Genomic DNA, 19,142 nt, shown 5'->3' with positions numbered 1-19,142 from the left:
ATCTTCTGGAATTTTTATTTTGGCCTTTGGATCTCATATATTGGGGAGATTACTGCCAGCTTTCATAAGGTATCCCGTTCGCCCTGATGTAATTACTCATGGGGGCTGGGTCGTAATTCTCGAATACGTCGTAAGGTATATAAATTTCCTCTTGGGGAATTAAATGCCCTTGTGTAGTTGCAATTTCTATTGCGCCTAAACAAACTCCGCTAAGCCAGGATTTCACTCTCCCTCCGGGAGTTATTTCTAATGTGATGATGTTTCTCCTTCCTAGCATGGGCTTTCCGAATCGTATGCATGTGGTTTCTACTTTTCTATGGATATTTATACGTAAACCAAGATGAAGCTTGATAGATGCTCTGTATGCTTTGTTCTCAGCCAGCGAGGTCCATTCCACTGTCAGTTTGTTTGGTAGTTCATCCAGGCCCCTGAATTTCAGGATATCGGGCATACTCTGCAATAGCTCGGGAGGTGTCCATCCATCCGCTGCCTTTCCAGGGGCGCGCTTTTTTAATATTGAGTTTGAATAACTGATTTCGCGTCCATAGGTGAAAACTTGTTCGATCGTATGCAGGTGCGCGTCCATGTAATTGGGCGTTGTTACCTGAACATGGGCAATGTATGGGCTTACAGGGGGGGTGCCGAGTGGGTCAAAGCAGTTGATCATCGTGCTACACATGATTAGCTGGCAGCCGCTGAGCAAGGCGAGAGGGGATAAAAAAATGAGCTTTGCCATTACAAGCATTGATTTTCTTCGCAACAGCATGCATTGGGCCTGTCTGTTGGCGTAGCCATTGAAAAGAGGGCCTCTGCGGATTAGGGGCGCTTTACCAAGAGCCATAGGGCACCCCATGTTGCTCGATATAGGCATTGGCTTCATCCGAGAGGAAGTAATAGTGCCCATCGGACTTGCCGCCGTATGGTCCGACCTTGCTGATGGCCGCCTCGAAACGACCGATTTCGATGGACTCCAGGCAGGGGCCGCCGACCCAGGCCTTGGCGATACCGCCGGGGGCCAGGCCGATGGTGATGACCTTGCGATACAAGCCATCGATCACCTTGCCGTCCCACCGACAATAGGCCGAGTGTGGCTTGAGCATTTCCTGGCGCACCCACTCGGGAATATTGATGCGTACGTTGTAGGTCTGCGGCTCGACCAGCGATTGCCAGCGCACGAAGATGATTTCCGGAAGGTCGATACCGGGCAGGTTCTTGCCGGCTCCACCCGATGGGTTGGGTGGCCAGCCGGCCACGCTGCTGGCGTAGGAAGGCACCCCACCGCTGACCCGTTCGTAGGCCAGTCCGCGGCGATCGATCACGTCCACGCTTTCGACCCAGACCTCCATATGGTCGGGGGCGAATACACCGGCGAACCAGGCGCGATAGGGCAAGCCGGGCTGGCCCTGGCTGGCGGCACAGCCACCAAGCAGGAACAGCGCGCAGGCAAGCAGGAAGGTTCTCATTCGGGATAATCCTGTTGCGGCTTGTTGTTGTAGGCCAGGCGGACGTTGGGGGCGGGCTTGCTGATCAGCAGGCCCCTGCTGGGCGTCCAGTGGGCGGAGAGATGGATATAGCGTGACCAGAGCAGGCGCTCGTCCTCTTCGTCCAGACCGTACCGGCCCCCTTGGGCATAGGCCATCAACTTGTCCGCAATGGCTTGCAGTTCGGCGGGGAGCGCCAAAGCGGGGTCTCTATCCTGGATAGGTCGTAACGGTACGTTGTTCTGCACAGCCAGCTCCCGCATAACCCGCAGATAGACCAGCGACAACTCGCCACGAATCCGGCGTTCGATGGACAGCAGGCCGTAGACCACGTCCTCCGGCGGGCGCTGGAAGCCGCGCTCGCGGAATACCGGCTTGCGGCTGGCCCAGACCCTGGGTCTCATCAGCCCTTCGCCGGGCAGGCCGAGCGCTTCCCATTGGTGATACTGCCGCCAGGTCTCGCGCGAGGCATGGGTATGCTCGGGGGGTGTACCGGCCGGTACGGTGGAGCTGAGCGGGCGGCTCAGCAGCCGCCGTTCGAGCATCAGGGGGCGGTAGCCGCCGCCGATATCCGAGTGCGCGCCGGGCAGGCTGATTTCCTGGTGATGCGGGGCGACCCTGTTGAGGGCGAAGTTCCAGCGCTTCTCGTCGCGGGCGGTCAGTTGCAACACCTTGCGCGCGCAGCCGGGCGGCAGATAGAGGTTGATGCCGGGGTTGAGGTGGTTGGCCGGATCGTAGTCGCCGTTCAGCGGGTCGATCACCGCGGCCACGGTATCGAACAGGCCGATAAAGTTGATCCGGGCATTGGCGGCCCAGTCGAAACTGCCGGACAAGCCAGGCGAGCCGCTAGTAAATGCCTGGGCCAACACACCGCCTTGCGGTTTGAGTAGCTCATTGGCGAAATGCCGGGCCGCCGCCGCGCCGCGGCTGAAGCCGAAGATATCGAACTCGATATCGTCGATTTTTAGTTCGGGGTTATTGCGTAGCAATTGACGGAGCTGTTCGGAAATCTCCGTCGGGCTTTGCCCGACCCGTGCCAGTATCCCGGTATCGCCTCGTCCGGTGATCTGGCCGTAAAGCGAGTCGGCTTCGCCACTGCTGGTGCCGATGCCTTCCAGATAGGCCTTCAGGCTGGCGGTACTCTCGTCCTTGTGCAGGCTTCGTGTTGCGTCGTCCTGATACAAGTCGAACAACCGCGCCACATTGCTCGGCGCATTGCCGTAGCTGCCGTCGGGCGCCTCGGTGAAATAGCCGTCGTCGTTGCTGTCGCTGAAACCATGGCGCTGGCAGTAGTCGATGACTTCCTGCAGGGTGCGCTCGCCTACCAGTTGCAGGTCGTCGTGGCGGCATCGTTCGGTGACGGCGGCATTGGCCAGGTTGTTGCCGGTGCCGTCGAAGAACACGCCGATGCGCAGGGTGATAGCCTGGCGCACCTGCTGCTGCGGCTGCTCGTCCAGCTCTTCTTCTTCGTCCTCTTCTTCCAGCCCCAGCGGGGCGAGGTCGCCGGGTTCTTCCTGCCAGGCGCGAGCCATGGGCGTGGCCGGCGGTTGCGGCAACGCGGGGCTGGCCGGCATGGCGCGCGCGGCGCTGGCGATATTCAGCGGCTCGGGTGGAACGAAGGGGGCCGGGGTATGGGAGGTGCCGATGATCACCGTGCCCGAGCCGCCGATCACCACGTTGCCGTGGTCGCCGAGGCTGTCCAGCGTGATCGCGGGCCTGCCGTTGATCAGCACGTTGGGAATCACGTTGCCGGTCAGCACGCTGCCGCACGCGGTCACGTCGCCCTGGCGCGCGGCGGGCAGGCCATCGAACAGCACGTCGGGCGAGCCGCTGGCGATGGGATTGGTGCCGTGGCCCGTCTTGGGGCAGGCGGTGGGATCGCCCAGGCGGGAGGCAGGTTTTCCGGACATCCGTGTTCTCCTGTTAGCTGACCTTTACCTGCCCGCTGCCGTCCAGGCTGGCGGAGAAGCTGACCGGGCGCTTGATGCCGTCCACTTCCAGCAGGCCTTCGATGGCGAAGGCGAGGCGCAGCAGGTCGTGATCGCGGGGCAGAGCAACCACCCGCACCTGGCTCAGACGGGGTTCGTAGGCTTCGATGAAGCGTTCGATGGCGGCACGCGCCTGCTGCAGCGAGTCGTGCAGCGACAGGCGCATGTCGTTCAGATCGGGCAACCCGTAGTCGGGCAGCGTCTGCACGCTGCCCGCCCGGGTGCTGAGCATCTTGGTCAGGTGGGCGGCCACCGAGGCCATCGCCGCGACTTCGCGGCTCCAGCCGGCGCGCCGGCCGGCGTCGCCGCCGAGGCGTTCGAAGAGGCTGCCGTACCCGCTCAAGCGCTTACTCCTTGTCCAGCTTGCCGACCAGCGACAGGGTGAAGTCGGCCCCCATGTACTTGAAGTGCGGGCGCACGTTCAGGCTCACGCGGTACCAGCCCGGCTCGCCCTCGACGTCGCTGACGAGCACCTGTGCGGCACGCAGCGGACGGCGGCTGCGCACTTCGGCGCTGGGATTTTCCTGGTCGGCGACGAACTGGCGGATCCACTTGTTCAGCTCCAGCTCGAGGTCGGTGCGTTCTTTCCAGGCGCCGATCTGTTCGCGCTGCAGCACCTTCAGGTAGTGCGCCAGGCGGTTGACGATGAACAGGTATGGCAGCTGAGTGCCGAGTTTGTAGTTGAGCTCGGCGTTCTTGCCTTCTTCGCCGTTGCCGAAGAACTTCGGCTTCTGCGTCGAGTTGGCGGAGAAGAAGGCGGCGTTGTCGCTGCCCTTGCGCATGGTCAGGGCGATGAAGCCTCCTTCCGCGAGTTCATATTCGCGGCGGTCGGAGACCAGCACCTCGGTCGGAATCTTGGTCTCGATCTCGCCCATGCTCTCGAAGTGGTGCAGCGGCAGGTCTTCCACCGCTCCGCCGCTCTGCGGGCCGATGATGTTCGGGCACCAGCGGAACTTGGCGAAGCTGTCGGTCAGGCGGCTGGCGAAGGTGTAGGCGGTGTTGCCCCACAGGTAGTGCTCGTGGCTGCCGGCGACGTTTTCCTTGTAGACGAAGGACTTGACCGGGTTGTCTTCCGGATCGTAGGGGTTGCGCAGCAGGAAGCGCGGCACGGTCAGGCCGACGTAGCGGGCGTCTTCGCCTTCGCGGAAGCTCTGCCACTTGGCGAACTGCGGACCCTCGAAGTGATCTTTCAGGTCCTTCAGGTCCGGCAGGCCGGTGAAGCTTTCCAGACCGAAGAATTTCGGGCCGGCGGCGGCGATGAAGGGCGCGTGGGACATGCTGGCGACGCTGGAGACGTACTGCAGGGTCTTGATGTCCGGCGCGCTGGGGTCGAAGAAATAGTTGGCGATCAGCGCACCGACCGGCTGGCCGCCGAACTGGCCGTACTCGGCGGTGTAGATGTGCTTGTACAGGCCGGACTGGACCACTTCCGGGCTGTCCTCGAAGTCGTCCAGCAGGTCCTGCTTGGAGGCGTTGAGGATTTCGAGCTTGATGTTCTCGCGGAAGTTGGTGCGGTCCACCAGCAGCTTGAGGCCGCGCCAGGACGATTCCAGGGCCTGGAACTGCGGGTGGTGGAGGATCTCGTCCATCTGCCGGCTGAGCTTCGCATCGATCTCGGCGATCATGCGGTCGACGAGCGCCTTCTTCACTGGCTCTTCCTTGTTGTGCGGCTTGAGCAGTTCCTCGATGAAGGCCGAGACGCCGCGCTTGGCGATGTCGTAGGCCTCGTCGTCGGGCGTCAGTCGGGTCTCGGCGATGATGCGGTCGAGAATGCCGAGGTCGGCGTGGGAGTTGCCGTGTTCGACGGCGGCTGCACTCGTGGTCATGGTTGGCTTCCTTGTCAGGTCAGGCGTCCAGTTTTTCTTTCGCGGCCAGGCCCAGTTCGCCCAGCACGCGTTCGCGCGAGTCGTCGTCGGCCAGCACGCTTTCGATGGCCTTGCGGAAGGCCGGGGCGTTGCCCAGCGGGCCCTTGAGGGCGACCAGGGCGTCGCGCAGCTCCATCAGCTTCTTCAGCTCCGGAACCTGATCGACCAGGTTGGCGGGGTTGAAGTCCTTCATCGAGCCGATGTTCAGCTGCACCGCCAGTTCTTCGTCGGTGGCTTCGTCCTGCAGGCGGTTGGGTACGGCGAAGGTCAGGCTCAGCTCCTGCTTGGCCAGCACTTCGTCGAAGCTGTTCTTGTCGATGGCGATCGGCTTGCGATCCTCGATCTTGCGGTCGTCGGCGCGCTGGGTGAAATCGCCAAGCACCATCAGTTTGAGCGGCAGTTCGACCTCTTCCTGGGCGCCGCCGGTGGCGGACTTGAAGGTGACGTTGATGCGTTCCTTGGGGGCTACCGAGCCTTCTTTGGCCATGGGTGTTCTCCTTGAATGGGTGGCCCGGAGGCCTAATCGAGCACCACCTCGAGGTCGAGGTGGCACAGCCTGCGGTAGATCTCGTCCTTGCTTTCGCGCACCGCATGGTTCTGCGGCAGCACCTCGCAGCAGTGGTGCAGCAGGCGCAGCACTTCCAGGGCGAGATCGGGCTCCCAGTCGCCGAGGCCGGTGTCGGTCAGCGTCTGGTCCAGCGATTCGAGTTGGGTCTTGGCCAGTTCGTACTTCTTCGCGCTCATGCACAGGCGCGCCAGGGCGAGCTGCCAGAGGAAGCGCTCGCGCCCGCCCCTGGCGCCGGCCAGGCCGCGCTTGAGCTGCTGCACGGCGGCCTTCAGGCCGTCCTTGCGCAGCAGCGGCAGCGCCTCGTCGAGTGCGGCTTCCCAGGCCGGCGCCTGGCCGGCCGCCACGGGCGCCGGCTCGCGGCGGGCGTCCGGCGCCTGCAGGTGCGGCAGCACCTGGGCACCGATCCAGGCGCGCGTCTCGGCGTCGGCGAAGGGCGCGCCGTCGTGGAAGCGCAATTCGCCGAGGCCCGGCACGCGCTGGAGAAACAGCGCCAGCTGGATCTCGATCTCGCGTGCCGCCTGGGGCGCGTCCAGCGCTTGCAGGGCTTCCCAGACCAGGCGCTGGCCATCGAGCCAGAAGGGCGCGCGGGCGATGCTGGCCTCGAGGTCGACCAGCAGGTCGGCGTACAGGCCCTGGGCGAAGCGTTCCTTGAGGCTGGCCAGCTTGTCCGCCGGCAGACCGCGCAGGGCGGTGATCTGCTCGGCATTGCGTTCAGGCAGGCCTTCGATGCCGAGCCAGAGCAGGGTGCGTGCCAGGCGCAGGGGCTTGAGGTCTGTGACCGCCTGCTTCAGCCACCAGGCGCAGAGCGGCCGGGCGTGCTCCTGCTGGGCGCGCAGGGCCTTCTGGGCGTCCCTGTCGTTGTCCAGCGGCGCCTGCCCGGTGAGCACCTGGGTGGCGACCTGCCGGACCTGGGCGATGGCCTGGCTGACCGGGCCGGGCTCCGGCTGGGCGCGGGTGGCGCGCGCCAGCATGGCGTCGACCCGGTGGCACAGCGGCAGCAACAGGGGCGCGTCGGCGCCGAGCCGGGCCGACAGGCTGCGTTCGAGGCTCTTCAGGTGTTCGGCGACGGAGCGAAACAGCGGCAGCTGCTCGCCGACGGGCACGTGCTCGGCGAGCGCCTGCTCGAGTCGCGGCACCAGCCAGGTGATGGCGGCGGCGCGTGTGCGCGGCTTGCGTGGATGGAGATCGTCCCAATGGCTGTCGCAGAGGTGGTCGAGCAATCCCAGGCCGGCCTGCAGGCCGGCGAAGGATTCGGTCTGGTGCAGGCCCCAGGTCAGCCAGGCGGCGACGCGCAGGTCCTTGGACTGCTGGCGCAGCAGCGCCTCGCTGCCTTCGCACACGTGGTGCCAGTCCACCGGGCTGCCGGCATGCAGGGCCGTCGCTTTGGCAAGCTCGGTTTCCAGCTGCTCGTAGTCGCCCGAGTAGCGCGCGTCGGCACCACCCCAGCTTTCGGCGGAAACAGGTTGCTGGGCCAGTTCCAGATAATGACTGGCGAGCTTGCTCGAATGGGTCATCCGTGACTCTTCAAGTTCATCCATGAACTTCACGGGAAAACTAACCGCATTTGCCCGTGGAATAACCAAGTGCGCAAAAAGTTGCACAGTCAATTGCGCAAATAATTGCACAAGCCCTTGGTGGCTGCGCATCCTAGGGCGTGCTGCGGGGGCTCAGCAAGTTTGAAAGTGTGACTGGTTTAGCGTTGCGGACTATCGAGCCGAAACTATGCGGAACTTTCAGAGGAGATTAACTGAGCGCGTAAGTGATTACCCATCGCCATGTAAGTGATGACTTACATGAATATTGCGAGTGGCGCACGGTTTTGCATGCCTGAATGAGGCAGGCAGCTCGAATGCGCGCGTGCGGCGAAGCCGGTGGCGGGCTTACTTTCGGCTGCCCGCCGGTGTCGCTCAGCGGGTGGAGGCGGGCAGGCAATCGAGCCGCAGCCCCATCCCCCGCTGCTCGCCCGGCTGCAACAGCACCCGGTCCTGCATCAAGTTCGCCGTCTCGATGCACACCATCCGCTGCCAGGCGTCGTCGGCGAAGGCCGACAGGCGCCTGGCCTTGTCGATCCAGGGGTTCCACAGCACCGCCGAGCGCGAGCCCTCGGTGCGCAGGACGATGCGCCGCTGCCAGCCGGGGTCGACCAGGGCGAGGGTATCGGGCAGGTCGAGGTAGACGCGGTCGGTTTCGCCGGTGAAGCGCAGGTCGCCCTGCTGGGTGCGGCGCTCCCAGCCTTCCAGGGTCTCGAGGTAGGGGCGGTCGGCCAGGCCCTCGACCTGCACCTGATGGATGTCGCTGACGGCGAAGTAGGTGTGCAGCGCCTGGCTCAGGGCCACCGGGTGGTCGTCGTGGTTGGTGCTCGCGAGGGTCAGGTGCAGGGCGTCGTCCAGGCGGATCTCCAGGCGCAGGCCGACCTTGTGCGGCCAGCCGGGTAGGGGCTGGGTGCGGGTATCGAAGGTGAAGGCGAGGGTCACGCTCTGTTCACCGGCGTCGATGCCTTCGAGATGCCAGTCGAGGGTGCGCACGTGGCCGTGGGCCGGGGCGGGCGTGTCGGCCTGGCGCATGGCCTGGACGTCCTCGGGGTTGCGCGAGAGGTCGCCGAACCAGGGCCAGCACACCGGCACGCCGCCGCGTACCGATTGTCCTCGCGTGAAGGCCGCCTCTTCGCTGAGCCAGATGATCGGTGGCTGGTCGCCGCGGCGGTAGCTCAACACCTGCGCGCCCTGCCGGGCGACCAGCAGTTCGGCGTCGCCGTGGCGGATGCGCCAGCAGGCCAGTTGGTCCTTATCCAGGCGTTCGACCAGGGGGGCGGACATCGCGGTTCTCCTTGTGTGCGGACGGACGGGCTATGGACCTCGCCGGGCCGATGGGGTGCCCGAAAAGCACAACGCCCGTCGGTGACGGGCGTTGTTGGAGGGCTCAGTCGCCGTAGACCACCGTGGGTAGCCAGGTGATCAGGTCGGGCCAGATGTAGGCGATGACCAGGATGCTGAGCTGGATGACGATGAAGGGAATTACGCCCTTGTACATCACGCTGGTGGGCACCGAGCGGGGCGTCACGCCACGCAGGTAGAACAGCGAGAAGCCGAACGGCGGGGTGAGGAAGGAGGTCTGCAGGTTCAGCGCGAACATCACCCCGAGCCATACCGGGTCCAGCCCCATGGCCAGCAGGATCGGGCCGACGATGGGCACGACCACGAAGATGATCTCGATGAAGTCGAGGATGAAGCCCAGCAGGAAGATCACCAGCATCACCACCAGCAGCGCACCGAGCGCCCCGCCGGGCAGCGCGCTGAGCATGTCCTCGATCAGGATCTCGCCGCCGAAGCCGCGGAACACCAGGGAGAACAGCGAGGCGCCGATGAGGATGAGGAACACCATCGCGGTGATCTCGGTGGTGCCGAAGGCCACTTCCTTGAGCTGGGTGAAATTCAGCTGGCGCTTGACCAGGGCCAGCAGCATGGCGCCGAGCGCACCGATGGCGGCCGCCTCGGTCGGCGTGGCGTAGCCGGTAAGGATCGAGCCGAGCACCGCCGCGATCAGCACCAGCGGCGGCATCAGCGCGTTGAACAGCTTGCCCCATTCGATCGGGCCGAGCTCCTCCTGCGGCAGCGCCGGCAGCTTCTTCGGCTGCACGATGGCGATGACGATGAGGTAGAGGATGTACAGGCCGACCAGCACCAGGCCGGGGACCAGCGCGCCGACGAAGAGGTCGCCGACCGACACGGTCTTGGGCGAGAAGATGCCCATCTTCAGCTGCGCCTGCTGGTAGGCGCTGGACATCACGTCGCCGAGCAGCACGAGAATGATCGACGGCGGGATGATCTGCCCGAGGGTACCGGTGGCGGCCAGGGTGCCGGTGGCGATGGCCGGGTCGTAGCCGCGGCGCAGCATGGTCGGCAACGCCAGCAGGCCCATGGTGACCACGGTGGCGCCGACGATGCCGGTGCTGGCGGCGAGCAGCGCGCCGACCACGCACACGGAAATCGCCAGGCCGCCGCGCAGGGTGCCGAACAGGCGCGACATGGATTCCAGCAGGTCCTCGGCGACGCGGGATTTCTCCAGCATCACGCCCATGAACACGAACAGCGGCACCGCCAGCATCGTCTGGTTGTTCATGATGCCGAAGATGCGGTTGGGCAGGGCGTGCAGGAAGCCGGCGTCGAAGGTGTTGGTGACCACGCCGATGCCGGCGAACACCAGGGCCATGCCGCCCAGGGTGAAGGCCACCGGGTAGCCGGACATCAACGCGATGCAGATGCTGACGAACAGCAGAATCGCCATCAACTCAGCCATGTTCGGCCTCCTTCATGGGCAGGCGGCCGGCCAGTTGGAAGCCGAAGGTGATCAGATCGGCGACGGCCTGCAACAGCAGGCTGACGACCAGCACCAGGATGATGCTCTTCTGCAGGTAGACGAAGCGCAGGCCGCCGGATTCGTTGGAGCCCTCGCCGGTCGCCCAGGAGTTGGTCACGTAGTCCCAGCTGTTCCAGCCGAGGTACAGGCACACGGGGATGAGGAATAGCAGGTGGCCGAGGGAGTCGACCCACAGCTGACGGCGCGCGGGAAACTTCTGGTAGAAGATGTCGACCCGCACGTGGCCGCCGCGCTGCAGGGTCCAGGCCGCGGCGCCCATGAACACCAGCGCGTGGGCGTACATGACGGCTTCCTGCAGGGCGATCGCACCGATGCCGAAGCCGTAGCGCAGGACCACGACGACAGCGGTACCGAATACGAGGAAGAGTGTGAGCCAGGCGCATAACTGGCCGAAGCGGGCGTTCAAGGCGTTTATCGCCCTGGCCAGCCCCAAGAGCGGATTGTTGTTCGTGGACATTGAAATGGCCTTTTTTATAAGTGAAGTGCTGCAGAGGCTCGAAACAAGTGCCCGGCAAAGGCAATTGCCGCCATGCGACATTGGTAGCAGGGAGCCCCGGAGGGCGCGAAATGCTTGGTGTTTCGGGCGCGGGAGAGTTTAGCCGTATTTCCGGCGCCGAATAACTAAGCAGAACTACGCATTTTTCCGCCGCCCGGCTCGGTGCTTACATATACTGCCCGCTCGGCGGCGAGGCTTGCGTTCGTGCGGCACCCGATGGCGTGAGCCGGTGGTGGCTTCGTCGTGGAGCAGCGCCACGACCGAACCGGTCGCGGTGCTGATTGCGGCGCGGCATTCGCTCCCGCCGCCAGCAGAACTAAAGACAACAATAAGGAGTTCTACATGAAACGTCGTGACATCCTGGCCGCGGCCGGTGTAGGCCTGGCGGCCACTGCGCTCGCAGCCTGCAAGGAAAAACCCGAAGCGGCCAGCGGCGAGCAGCAGGCCAGCACCGAAAAGCAGACATTCGAATGGAAGATGGTCACCTCCTGGCCGAAGAACTTCCCGGGCGTCGGCGTCGGTGCCGAACGTTTCGCCCAACTGGTCAACGAACTCAGCGGCGGCCGCCTGAAAGTCCGCGTCTACGCCGCCGGTGAACTGGTCCCCGCGCTCGAAGTGTTCGATGCCGTCTCCCGCGGCACCGCCGAGATGGGTCACGGCGCGCCCTACTACTGGAAGGGCAAGGTGCCCGCCGCACAGTTCTTCTGCGCCCTGCCGTTCGGCCCGAACGCCCAGGAAATGAACGCCTGGCTGTTCTACGGCGGCGGCATGCAGCTGTGGGAAGAGACCTACAAGCCGTTCGGCGTGCTGCCGATGGCCTGCGGCGCCACCGGCGTGCAGACCGCCGGCTGGTTCAACAAGGAAATCAACTCGGTCAACGACTTCAAGGGCCTGAAGATGCGCACCCCGGGCCTGGGCGGCGAAGTGCTGACCAAGATGGGCGGCACCGTGGTCAACATGCCGGCCGGCGAAATCTTCACCGCGCTGCAGACCGGCGCGATCGACGCCACCGAGTGGATCGGCCCGTACAACGACCTGGCGCTGGGCCTGCACAAGGCCGCCAAGTACTACTACACGCCGGGCTGGCAGGAGCCGAACGTCACCTTCGAACTGGATGTGAACCTCAAGGCCTGGGAAACCCTGCCGGAAGACCTGAAGGCCGTGGTGCGCGCCGCCGCCCGCTATGTCAACGCCGACATGCTCGATGACTACAACGCGAAGAACATGGAAGCGCTCGAAGAGCTGCGCAAGCAGGGCGTGGAAGTTCGTCGGCTGCCCGACGAGGTCCTGACCCGCCTGCGCGAAGTGGCCTCGGAAGTGGTGGAGGCCTCCGCCGCCGCCGACCCGACGGCGAGCAAGGTGTGGGCGCAGCAGAAGGCCTACCTCAAGCGACTGGCCGACTACGCCGAGCTGAACGAGAAGGACATCTACAACATCCGCACCAGCAGCTGACGGATGTCGGGATGAACAAAGGGCCGCCGGGCTTGGAACCGGCGGCCCTTTTTCGTTGGGGAGGGCAGGCGTGGGAGCAACTGCCTTTTCGCAGAACGAGTCCTGACCGCCATTCGCGGCCAAGGTCGCTTGGCGCGCAGTCGCCGCGAGAGCGTGCAATCCACAGGGATGTGGTGAATGCCGCAAGCCCGTCGGGAACGGGCGCGGCCTCCCACAGGATCCGGTGGGCACCGTTTGTGTTTGTGGGAGGCCCGACCTCGGGGCGATACGCCTGCGGGGGCGACCGCGAACAACGAACGACGGCCATCGCGGTCAAGACCGCTCCCGCAGGGTTGGGCCGCAACCGCCCTGCTGTCGAGCGTCAGCCTTCCAGCGTCGCCGACAGGCTGATCTTCGCGTTGAGCACCTTCGACACCGGGCAGCCTTCCTTCGCCTTGTTGGCGATCTCCTGGAATTGCGCCTCGTTCGCTCCCGGCACCTTGGCCTTGAGCGTCAGGTCGATGGCGGTGATGGCGAAGCCGCCTTCGAGCTTGTCCAGCGTCACGTCCGCCGTGGTGGCGATGCGCTCGGGCGTGAGCCCGGCCTGGCCGAGCATCATCGACAGCGCCATCGAGAAGCAGCCCGCGTGGGCGGCGCCGATGAGCTCCTCGGGGTTGGTGCCCGGGGCGTCCTCGAAGCGGGTGTTGAAGCCGTAGGGGTTGTCAGAGAGCGCGCCGCTCTGGGTGCTGATGGTGCCCTTGCCTTCCTTCAGCGAGCCCTGCCACACGGCCGATGCCGAACGTTTCATGACCGATCCTCCTCGTTGGGGTGTTCCACTGAGAGAGGTGTCGGCGCGGCAAGTTCAGTCGGCGTCTTCGACCAGCCCCAGCCACTGCGCGAGCACCGCCTGGGCCTGTTCCACGCCCTGCCGCTTGGGCGCCGAGAACAGCTGCACGCTGACGCCTTCGCCCCACTGCTGGCGCACCTCGCGCTGGATCTTCAGCAGGGCGTTCTTGGCCGCGCCGAAGGCGAGCTTGTCGGCCTTGGTCAGCAGGATGTGCAGCGGCATGCCGCTGGCCTGCGACCAGTCGAGCATCATCCGGTCGAAGTCGGTCAGCGGATGGCGCAGGTCCATCATCAGGAACACCCCGGCTAGGCTCTCGCGGCTGCCCAGGTAGGCCTCCAGGTGGTGCTGCCAGTGCTGCTTGAGCGGGATCGGCACCTTGGCGAAACCGTAGCCCGGCAGGTCGACCAGCCGGCGCTGGTCGTCCAGGCGGAAGAAGTTCAGCAGCTGCGTGCGTCCGGGCGTCTTCGAGGTGCGCGCCAGGTTGGCGTGGGTCAGGGTGTTCAGCGCGCTGGACTTGCCGGCGTTGGAGCGGCCGGCGAAGGCCACCTCGAGTCCCTCGTCGGGCGGGCACTGATCGACCTTGGCCGCGCTGATCATGAACGAGGCCTGCTGGCAGAGGCCGACGATGGGGTTCTTCAGGGACATGGGGTCATCCGGTGGGTGCGCGGGGGGTGCGGCAACGGTTCGTTTCCGTTTCGTAGGCGCCAGTATATAATGCCGCAGATTTTGTGTGCGCTTTGGCCCCTCCGGCCCAGTGCCCGCGGGGCTTCCAGCCGGCCGACGAGCTGGCGGAGCAATGCAGCGAGCGCCCCCTGGCGGCGCCTCCCGGCAACCCACTCGTATTCCTCTTGAAACCCTTAGCCGTAGTTGGATGAGCTGATGAACAAAGTACTCGTGAGTCTGCTGTTGACCCTGGGCATCACCGGTATGGCCCATGCCGCCGGCGATCCCGCTGCCGGCCAGGAAAAGGCCGCCGTCTGTGGCGCCTGCCACGGTGCCGATGGCAACAGTCCGGCCCCGAACTTCCCGAAACTCGCCGGCCAGGGCGAGCGCTACCTGCTCAAGCAGCTTCACGACATCAAGGCCGGCAGCAAGCCCGGCGCCCCGGCCGATGCCGGCCGCATGGTTCCGGAAATGACCGGCATGCTGGAACCCTTCAACGATCAGGACCTGGCCGACCTCGCCGCCTACTTCGCCAGCCAGAAGATGAGCGTGGGCATGGCCGAGCCGGACCTGGTCGCCCAGGGCGAGGCGCTGTACCGCGGCGGCAAGCTGGAGCTCGGCATGCCCTCCTGCACCGGCTGCCATTCCCCGCGCGGCGAAGGCAACGACCCGGCCGGCTTCCCGCAGCTCGGCGGCCAGCACGCCGCCTACGTGACCAAGCAGCTGACCGACTTCCGCGAAGGCAACCGTACCAACGACGGCGACGCCATGATCATGCGCAGCATCGCCGCCAAGCTCAGCAACAAGGACATCGAGGCGGTGTCGAGCTACATCCAGGGCCTGCACTGATCCAGCCTCGCAGCGCCTGACAAGGGGGCGACCGGATTGCCGATCCGGTCGCCCCTTTTTCTATCCGCGCCCATACAATACCCTCCGTTCGAGCTGCACCTGTCCTGCACGGCAGCCATCCAAGGGGCGTCCGGCGTCGTCACCGGCCGCGACCTTCCCAGACCAGGAGTCCTTCATGCGCCACCTCTTCCTCAGTGCCGTCGTCCTTTCCCTCAGCCTGCTGGGCCTCCCGGCGCAGGCACAGGAATTCCAGGCCGGCAAGGAATACACCGAACTGGCCAGCCCGGTCGCCACCGACAATCCGCAGAAGATCGAGGTGGTCGAGCTGTTCTGGTACGGCTGCCCGCACTGCTACCAGTTCGAGCCGACCCTCAACGCCTGGGTCGGGCAGCTGCCGGAGGACGTCGAGTTCAAGCGCATCCCGGCCATGTTTGGCGGCCTGTGGAACGTGCATGGCCAGCTGTTCCTGACCCTGGAGGCGATGAGCGTCGAACAGAAGGTGCATGACGCCATCTTCCACGCCATCCACCAGGAGCGTAAGCGCTTGGCCACGCCCGAGGAGATGGCCGATTTCCTCGCCACCCAGGGCGTCGACAAGCAGGCCTTCCTCAAGGCCTACAACTCCTTCGGCGTGAAGGGGCAGATCGAGAAGGCCAAGAAGAAGGCCATGGCCTACCAGATCACCGGGGTGCCGGTGATGATCGTCGAGGGCAAGTACCGCTTCGACCTCGGCAGCGCCGGCGGCCCCGAGCGCGCCCTGCAGGTGGCCGACTACCTGATCGAAAAAGAGCGCGCCGCCCGGTAAGCCGCCATGTTGCGACGCTGGAGCACGCCACGCATCGCAACCCCGGGCCGGGCGCGGGTCAACGCCGACTGCCTGGCCGACAGCGGCCTGCCCGCCGACGGCAGGCTGCGGCTGCTGAGCTTCAACATCCAGGTGGGCATCAGCACCGGCCGCTACCACCACTACCTGACGCGCAGCTGGCAGCACTTCCTGCCGCATTCGGGGCGCGCCACCAACCTGCAGCGCATCGGCGCGCTGCTCGGCGACTACGACCTGGTGGCGCTGCAGGAGGTCGACGGCGGCAGCCTGCGTTCCGGCTACGTCAACCAGGTCGAGCATCTCGCCCAGCTCGGCGCCTTCCCCTACTGGTACCAGCAGCTCAACCGCAACCTCGGCCATTTCGCCCAGCACAGCAACGGCCTGCTCAGCCGGCTCGAGCCGCACGCGCTAGAGGATCACCCGCTGCCGGGCCCCTCGGGTCGCGGGGCGATCGTGATGCGCTTCGGCGAGGGCGAGGACGCGCTGGTGGTGGTGATGATGCACCTGGCGCTCGGCGCCCGCGTGCGTACCCGGCAGCTGGCCTACATCCGCGAGCTGGTCGGCGACTACCGGCACTGCGTCCTGATGGGCGACATGAACACCCATGCCATCGACCTGCTGGAGAATTCGCCATTGCGCGACCTCGGGCTGCTCGCGCCGCAGGTCGAGGCGACCTTCCCCAGCTGGCAGCCGCAGCGCTGCCTAGACCACATCCTGCTGAGCTCGGCCCTGACCCTGGAGCGAGTGCAGGTGGTGGCGCAGCCGATTTCCGATCACCTGCCGGTGGCCGTGGAAATCCGCCTGCCGGACTGCCTGCACGCGCGCACGCTGCCCGTTCCGTCCGGGGCGAGCTCATGAGCGACGACGCCGACCGCTGGAAGGACAGGTACCTGCAGGCGCTCGAGCAGCAGGAGCGGCAGGAGGAGCGCTGGCGCGCGCGGCTGGACCTGCTGCGCCGCGGCCTGGTGCGCAGCAGCCTGGCGGTCGAGGGTGCCGACCTGGCGGTCGATCGCTGCATGGCCGAGCTGCGCGAGGTGCTGCGCGAGGACGACGACCTGGACCAGGGCCTGACCCTGCTGGTGCCGCGCCTGGAAAAGGCGGTGCTCGATTCCGAACAGCGTCGCCAGCAGCGCCAGCGTGACACGGTCGCCGCCCTGGAGGGGCTGGCCGCGCAGCTGCAGGCGCTGCCGGTGCCCGCCGAGGTGCGCAAGGGCCTCAAGCGCTTTGCCCGCACGCTGCCGGCGCGGGTGGCGCAGAGCCGCGAGCTGCCGGCGCTGCTCGGCGAACTGAGCCGCCTGCAGGGCCAGGCGCTGGCGCTGCAGCAGGACGACGACGGCGATCGCGGCGGGCTGCTCGCCCGGCTGTTCGGCGCCCGCGGGCGCAACCCCGACCAGCCCGGGGAAACGATCGCCGGCGAACCACCGCGCAACGCCGCGGCCCGGGCCTCGCAGGCCGCCGTGGAGGCGCTGGAAAGCGCGCTCGAAACGCAGGCCGACGACGAGGCCGAGGCGCAGCCGCTGGCCGCGTCGACGCCTGTGCAGCCCGTGGCCGCCGTCGAAGCCGCCTTGCCGACCGAGCCCGCTCCGCCCGGGTTCTGCGCTCCGATCGCCGGCGACGCTGTCGAAGAATGCCCCGACGACGATCCGGGCTATGCGCTGCCGGCCTCGCCGCAACCGGGCTACAGCGCGATCGCCGAGCGGGTGGAAAGCACCCTGCGGCAACTGCTCGACGAGCTGCCGCTGCCCGCGCCTCACCAGCCCCGCGCCGAGGCGCTGCGCGAGCGCATTCGCAACGGCCTGAACTGGTACGAGCTGGTGCCGCTGCTCGACGACCTGGCGCTGCTCATGCTAACGGTGGCCGACATCGGGCAGCGCGAGTTCGGCTCCTACCTGCGCCAGCTCGACGAGCGCCTGTCGGCGATGCAGGCCAGCCTGACGGTGGCGCGCGAAGGGCACGTCGGCAACCAGGCCGCGGCCGATGCGCTGGAGGCCGAGCTGCGCGAGCAGGTCGGCGGGTTGCAAAGCAGCCTGCGCCAGGCGCCCGACCTGCACAGCCTGAAGCAGACCGTGGAGGCGCGCCTGGAGGGCCTGCTGCAGACCGTGGACACCCATCGGCAACAGCGCAGCGCGCGCGAGCTGGCCCTCGACGAGCAGCTGCAGCAGCTGTCGGCGCGCCTGCACAGCGCGGAGCAGCACGCCAGCGAGCTGCGCCAGGAGGTCGAGGAGCAGCGCAGCAAGGCCCTGCACGATGCGCTCACCGGCCTGCCCAACCGCGCCGCCTGGGACGACCGCCTGGCCGTCGAGGTGGCGCGCCGGCAGCGCCACGGCGGGCCGCTGCTGCTGGCGCTGCTCGACCTCGACCACTTCAAGCGGATCAACGACGGCTACGGCCACCTGGCCGGCGACCGGGTGCTGAAGATCGTCGCCAGCGAGCTGGGCAGGCGTATCCGCCCGAACGACTTTCTCGCCCGCCTGGGCGGCGAAGAGTTCGCCCTGCTGATCACCGAGACCGCTCTCGAGGACGCCGAAGCCCTGCTGGAGGCGCTGCGCCAGGCCATCGAAGCCTGTCCGTTCCACTTCAAGGGCGAACGCGTGCAGGTGTCGTTCTCGGCCGGCCTGAGCGCCTTCGCCGGGCAGGACGAAGACGCCGAGGCGGTGCTCGAACGCGCCGACCAGGCCCTCTATCGCGCCAAGCAGGCCGGCCGCAACCGCATCGAGCTCGGCTGACCGGCGACCCGCGATCGTCATGCCGGCCCGTTATAATCGGCGTTTTCGAAGCAGCGCCCGGCCCTCCGGCGCGCTCCGGGTCTGTGTCAGTCGCCGTCGACCAGAGGTTGTCCATGAAAGCGCTCGCCGTTGCCGCCCTTTGCCTGTTCCTCGCCGGCTGTACCGGCCTGCGCATCGACGACAGCTACACCGCGGTGGGGCAGGACAGCCGCGCCCAGTACATCGTGCTGCACTACACCTCGACCGACTTCGAGCACTCGCTTCAACTGCTCAGCCAGGGCGAGGTGAGCGCCCACTACCTGATCGGCGATTCGCCGGCGACCATCTACCGGCTGGTCGACGAGAACCGCCGCGCCTGGCATGCCGGCGAGAGCGAGTGGCAGGGCCGCACCTGGCTGAACGCCAGCTCCATCGGCATCGAACTGGTCAACGGCGGCTACGTCGAGAGCGCCGAGGGGCGCCTCTGGTATCCCTTCACCGACGCGCAGATCGACGCGCTGGTGCTGCTGCTCAAGGACATCATGGCGCGCCACGGCCTCAAGCCCGGCGCGATCATCGGCCACAGCGACATCGCCCCGCAGCGCAAGGTGGATCCGGGCCCGCTGTTCCCCTGGAAGCGGCTGGCCGACGAAGGCCTGGTCCCCTGGCCCGACGCCGGGGCGGTGGCGGTGCACCAGACGGTCTACGCCACCGCCCTGCCGCCGGTGAGCTGGTTCCAGGAGCACCTCGCCCGGCAGGGCTACCGGGTGCCGCGCCACGGCATGCTGGACCAGGAGACGCGCAACGTCGTTGCCGCCTTCCAGATGAAATACCGGCCGACCCGTTTCGACGGCGAGCCTGACGCCGAGACCGCGGCCCTGCTGCAGGCGTTGGCCGACGAGGCGGGCTGAGGTCGGCGCCCTGGCCAAAGCGGCTGCCCGGGCGCTTGCCGGAGGGGCGCATGGCCCCTGATGTCGAATGCTGTTCACTTGGCTGAGGACGCCCCAGGAAACCTTTGGCTGTCGCGGGGCCTACAAGCCTGATTTCGC

At 66.3% G+C, this 19,142-nt stretch carries 18 protein-coding genes; 6 read left to right on the top strand and 12 right to left on the bottom strand.

What is annotated here, in order from left to right:
- Positions 1-49: 49 nt before the first annotated feature.
- From H610_RS25200 to H610_RS0119160, 10 genes are all read right to left on the bottom strand, one after another.
- On the bottom strand, positions 50-841 hold the full coding sequence (locus tag H610_RS25200; protein ID WP_161630485.1) for a DUF2931 family protein: 792 nt from the start codon (positions 839-841) through the stop codon (positions 50-52).
- Positions 828-1,463, bottom strand: coding sequence for a DUF2931 family protein (locus H610_RS0119200; protein ID WP_028241171.1), 636 nt, complete (start codon positions 1,461-1,463; stop codon positions 828-830). Before H610_RS0119200 ends, H610_RS25200 begins: the two co-directional genes overlap by 14 nt.
- The gene (locus H610_RS0119195; protein WP_028241170.1) at positions 1,460-3,391 is read right to left on the bottom strand and encodes a phospholipase effector Tle1 domain-containing protein; all 1,932 of its coding nucleotides are present in this window, start codon (positions 3,389-3,391) and stop codon (positions 1,460-1,462) included. Before H610_RS0119195 ends, H610_RS0119200 begins: the two co-directional genes overlap by 4 nt.
- 13 nt (positions 3,392-3,404) lie before the next feature.
- Complete coding sequence (gene tssE, locus H610_RS0119190; RefSeq protein WP_028241169.1) at positions 3,405-3,812, bottom strand: type VI secretion system baseplate subunit TssE; 408 nt, start codon at positions 3,810-3,812, stop codon at positions 3,405-3,407.
- 4 nt (positions 3,813-3,816) lie between these two features.
- Positions 3,817-5,295 (bottom strand): type VI secretion system contractile sheath large subunit, encoded by a 1,479-nt coding sequence (gene tssC / locus H610_RS0119185; RefSeq protein ID WP_028241168.1) that lies wholly within the window; start codon positions 5,293-5,295, stop codon positions 3,817-3,819.
- Between the two features lie 19 nt (positions 5,296-5,314).
- A complete protein-coding gene (gene tssB, locus H610_RS0119180; RefSeq protein WP_028241167.1) occupies positions 5,315-5,821 on the bottom strand; it encodes a type VI secretion system contractile sheath small subunit in 507 nt (168 codons plus the stop codon).
- Between the two features lie 32 nt (positions 5,822-5,853).
- The gene (gene tssA / locus H610_RS0119175; RefSeq protein ID WP_028241166.1) at positions 5,854-7,416 is read right to left on the bottom strand and encodes a type VI secretion system protein TssA; all 1,563 of its coding nucleotides are present in this window, start codon (positions 7,414-7,416) and stop codon (positions 5,854-5,856) included.
- 393 nt (positions 7,417-7,809) lie between these two features.
- A complete protein-coding gene (locus H610_RS0119170) occupies positions 7,810-8,718 on the bottom strand; it encodes a D-hexose-6-phosphate mutarotase (RefSeq protein ID WP_028241165.1) in 909 nt (302 codons plus the stop codon).
- A 103-nt stretch (positions 8,719-8,821) separates the two neighbouring features.
- On the bottom strand, positions 8,822-10,198 hold the full coding sequence (locus H610_RS0119165) for a TRAP transporter large permease (RefSeq protein WP_028241164.1): 1,377 nt from the start codon (positions 10,196-10,198) through the stop codon (positions 8,822-8,824).
- Complete coding sequence (locus tag H610_RS0119160) at positions 10,191-10,736, bottom strand: TRAP transporter small permease subunit (protein WP_028241163.1); 546 nt, start codon at positions 10,734-10,736, stop codon at positions 10,191-10,193. The genes H610_RS0119165 and H610_RS0119160 overlap by 8 nt, the downstream gene beginning before the upstream one ends.
- 381 nt (positions 10,737-11,117) lie before the next feature.
- Here H610_RS0119160 and H610_RS0119155 point away from each other — a divergent pair, with 381 nt between their 5' ends.
- Positions 11,118-12,227, top strand: a complete 1,110-nt coding sequence (locus H610_RS0119155) for a TRAP transporter substrate-binding protein (RefSeq protein WP_028241162.1) — start codon at positions 11,118-11,120, stop codon at positions 12,225-12,227.
- 361 nt (positions 12,228-12,588) lie between these two features.
- Here the strand turns inward: H610_RS0119155 and H610_RS0119150 are convergent, their stop codons facing one another.
- Both H610_RS0119150 and yihA read right to left on the bottom strand, forming a co-directional pair.
- Positions 12,589-13,014, bottom strand: a complete 426-nt coding sequence (locus H610_RS0119150; RefSeq protein WP_028241161.1) for an OsmC family protein — start codon at positions 13,012-13,014, stop codon at positions 12,589-12,591.
- A gap of 54 nt (positions 13,015-13,068) precedes the next feature.
- Positions 13,069-13,698 carry a ribosome biogenesis GTP-binding protein YihA/YsxC gene (gene yihA, locus H610_RS0119145; protein ID WP_028241160.1) on the bottom strand — a complete coding sequence of 210 codons (630 nt, stop codon included), beginning with the start codon at positions 13,696-13,698 and terminating at the stop codon, positions 13,069-13,071.
- Positions 13,699-13,932: 234 nt separating this feature from the next.
- Here yihA and H610_RS0119140 point away from each other — a divergent pair, with 234 nt between their 5' ends.
- The 5 genes from H610_RS0119140 to H610_RS0119120 all read left to right on the top strand — a co-directional run bounded on the left by H610_RS0119140 (position 13,933) and on the right by H610_RS0119120 (position 19,004).
- Positions 13,933-14,565 carry a c-type cytochrome gene (locus tag H610_RS0119140; protein WP_028241159.1) on the top strand — a complete coding sequence of 211 codons (633 nt, stop codon included), beginning with the start codon at positions 13,933-13,935 and terminating at the stop codon, positions 14,563-14,565.
- Between the two features lie 175 nt (positions 14,566-14,740).
- The gene (locus H610_RS0119135; protein WP_028241158.1) at positions 14,741-15,370 is read left to right on the top strand and encodes a thiol:disulfide interchange protein DsbA/DsbL; all 630 of its coding nucleotides are present in this window, start codon (positions 14,741-14,743) and stop codon (positions 15,368-15,370) included.
- 6 nt (positions 15,371-15,376) lie between these two features.
- The gene (locus H610_RS0119130; RefSeq protein ID WP_043239076.1) at positions 15,377-16,246 is read left to right on the top strand and encodes an endonuclease/exonuclease/phosphatase family protein; all 870 of its coding nucleotides are present in this window, start codon (positions 15,377-15,379) and stop codon (positions 16,244-16,246) included.
- A complete protein-coding gene (locus tag H610_RS0119125) occupies positions 16,243-18,114 on the top strand; it encodes a GGDEF domain-containing protein (RefSeq protein ID WP_028241156.1) in 1,872 nt (623 codons plus the stop codon). Before H610_RS0119130 ends, H610_RS0119125 begins: the two co-directional genes overlap by 4 nt.
- Before the next feature lie 113 nt (positions 18,115-18,227).
- On the top strand, positions 18,228-19,004 hold the full coding sequence (locus tag H610_RS0119120; protein ID WP_028241155.1) for an N-acetylmuramoyl-L-alanine amidase: 777 nt from the start codon (positions 18,228-18,230) through the stop codon (positions 19,002-19,004).
- The last annotated feature ends 138 nt before the right edge of the window (positions 19,005-19,142 follow it).

Source organism: Stutzerimonas azotifigens DSM 17556, assembly GCF_000425625.1.
GTDB lineage: Bacteria > Pseudomonadota > Gammaproteobacteria > Pseudomonadales > Pseudomonadaceae > Stutzerimonas > Stutzerimonas azotifigens.
This window is presented reverse-complemented; position numbering and strand designations above follow the sequence as displayed.

What these genes read in the sequence shown, in the direction of transcription:
- tssA (WP_028241166.1), bottom strand. Translation starts at nt 7,416, where the DNA reads ATGACCCATTCGAGCAAGCTCGCCAGTCATTATCTGGAACTGGCCCAG.
- H610_RS0119160 (WP_028241163.1), bottom strand. Translation starts at nt 10,736, where the DNA reads ATGTCCACGAACAACAATCCGCTCTTGGGGCTGGCCAGGGCGATAAAC.
- H610_RS0119135 (WP_028241158.1), top strand. Translation starts at nt 14,741, where the DNA reads ATGCGCCACCTCTTCCTCAGTGCCGTCGTCCTTTCCCTCAGCCTGCTG.
- H610_RS0119165 (WP_028241164.1), bottom strand. Translation starts at nt 10,198, where the DNA reads ATGGCTGAGTTGATGGCGATTCTGCTGTTCGTCAGCATCTGCATCGCG.
- H610_RS25200 (WP_161630485.1), bottom strand. Translation starts at nt 841, where the DNA reads ATGGCTCTTGGTAAAGCGCCCCTAATCCGCAGAGGCCCTCTTTTCAAT.
- tssC (WP_028241168.1), bottom strand. Translation starts at nt 5,295, where the DNA reads ATGACCACGAGTGCAGCCGCCGTCGAACACGGCAACTCCCACGCCGAC.
- H610_RS0119130 (WP_043239076.1), top strand. Translation starts at nt 15,377, where the DNA reads ATGTTGCGACGCTGGAGCACGCCACGCATCGCAACCCCGGGCCGGGCG.
- H610_RS0119140 (WP_028241159.1), top strand. Translation starts at nt 13,933, where the DNA reads ATGAACAAAGTACTCGTGAGTCTGCTGTTGACCCTGGGCATCACCGGT.
- H610_RS0119150 (WP_028241161.1), bottom strand. Translation starts at nt 13,014, where the DNA reads ATGAAACGTTCGGCATCGGCCGTGTGGCAGGGCTCGCTGAAGGAAGGC.
- yihA (WP_028241160.1), bottom strand. Translation starts at nt 13,698, where the DNA reads ATGTCCCTGAAGAACCCCATCGTCGGCCTCTGCCAGCAGGCCTCGTTC.
- H610_RS0119125 (WP_028241156.1), top strand. Translation starts at nt 16,243, where the DNA reads ATGAGCGACGACGCCGACCGCTGGAAGGACAGGTACCTGCAGGCGCTC.
- H610_RS0119170 (WP_028241165.1), bottom strand. Translation starts at nt 8,718, where the DNA reads ATGTCCGCCCCCCTGGTCGAACGCCTGGATAAGGACCAACTGGCCTGC.
- H610_RS0119195 (WP_028241170.1), bottom strand. Translation starts at nt 3,391, where the DNA reads ATGTCCGGAAAACCTGCCTCCCGCCTGGGCGATCCCACCGCCTGCCCC.
- tssB (WP_028241167.1), bottom strand. Translation starts at nt 5,821, where the DNA reads ATGGCCAAAGAAGGCTCGGTAGCCCCCAAGGAACGCATCAACGTCACC.
- H610_RS0119200 (WP_028241171.1), bottom strand. Translation starts at nt 1,463, where the DNA reads ATGAGAACCTTCCTGCTTGCCTGCGCGCTGTTCCTGCTTGGTGGCTGT.
- H610_RS0119155 (WP_028241162.1), top strand. Translation starts at nt 11,118, where the DNA reads ATGAAACGTCGTGACATCCTGGCCGCGGCCGGTGTAGGCCTGGCGGCC.
- H610_RS0119120 (WP_028241155.1), top strand. Translation starts at nt 18,228, where the DNA reads ATGAAAGCGCTCGCCGTTGCCGCCCTTTGCCTGTTCCTCGCCGGCTGT.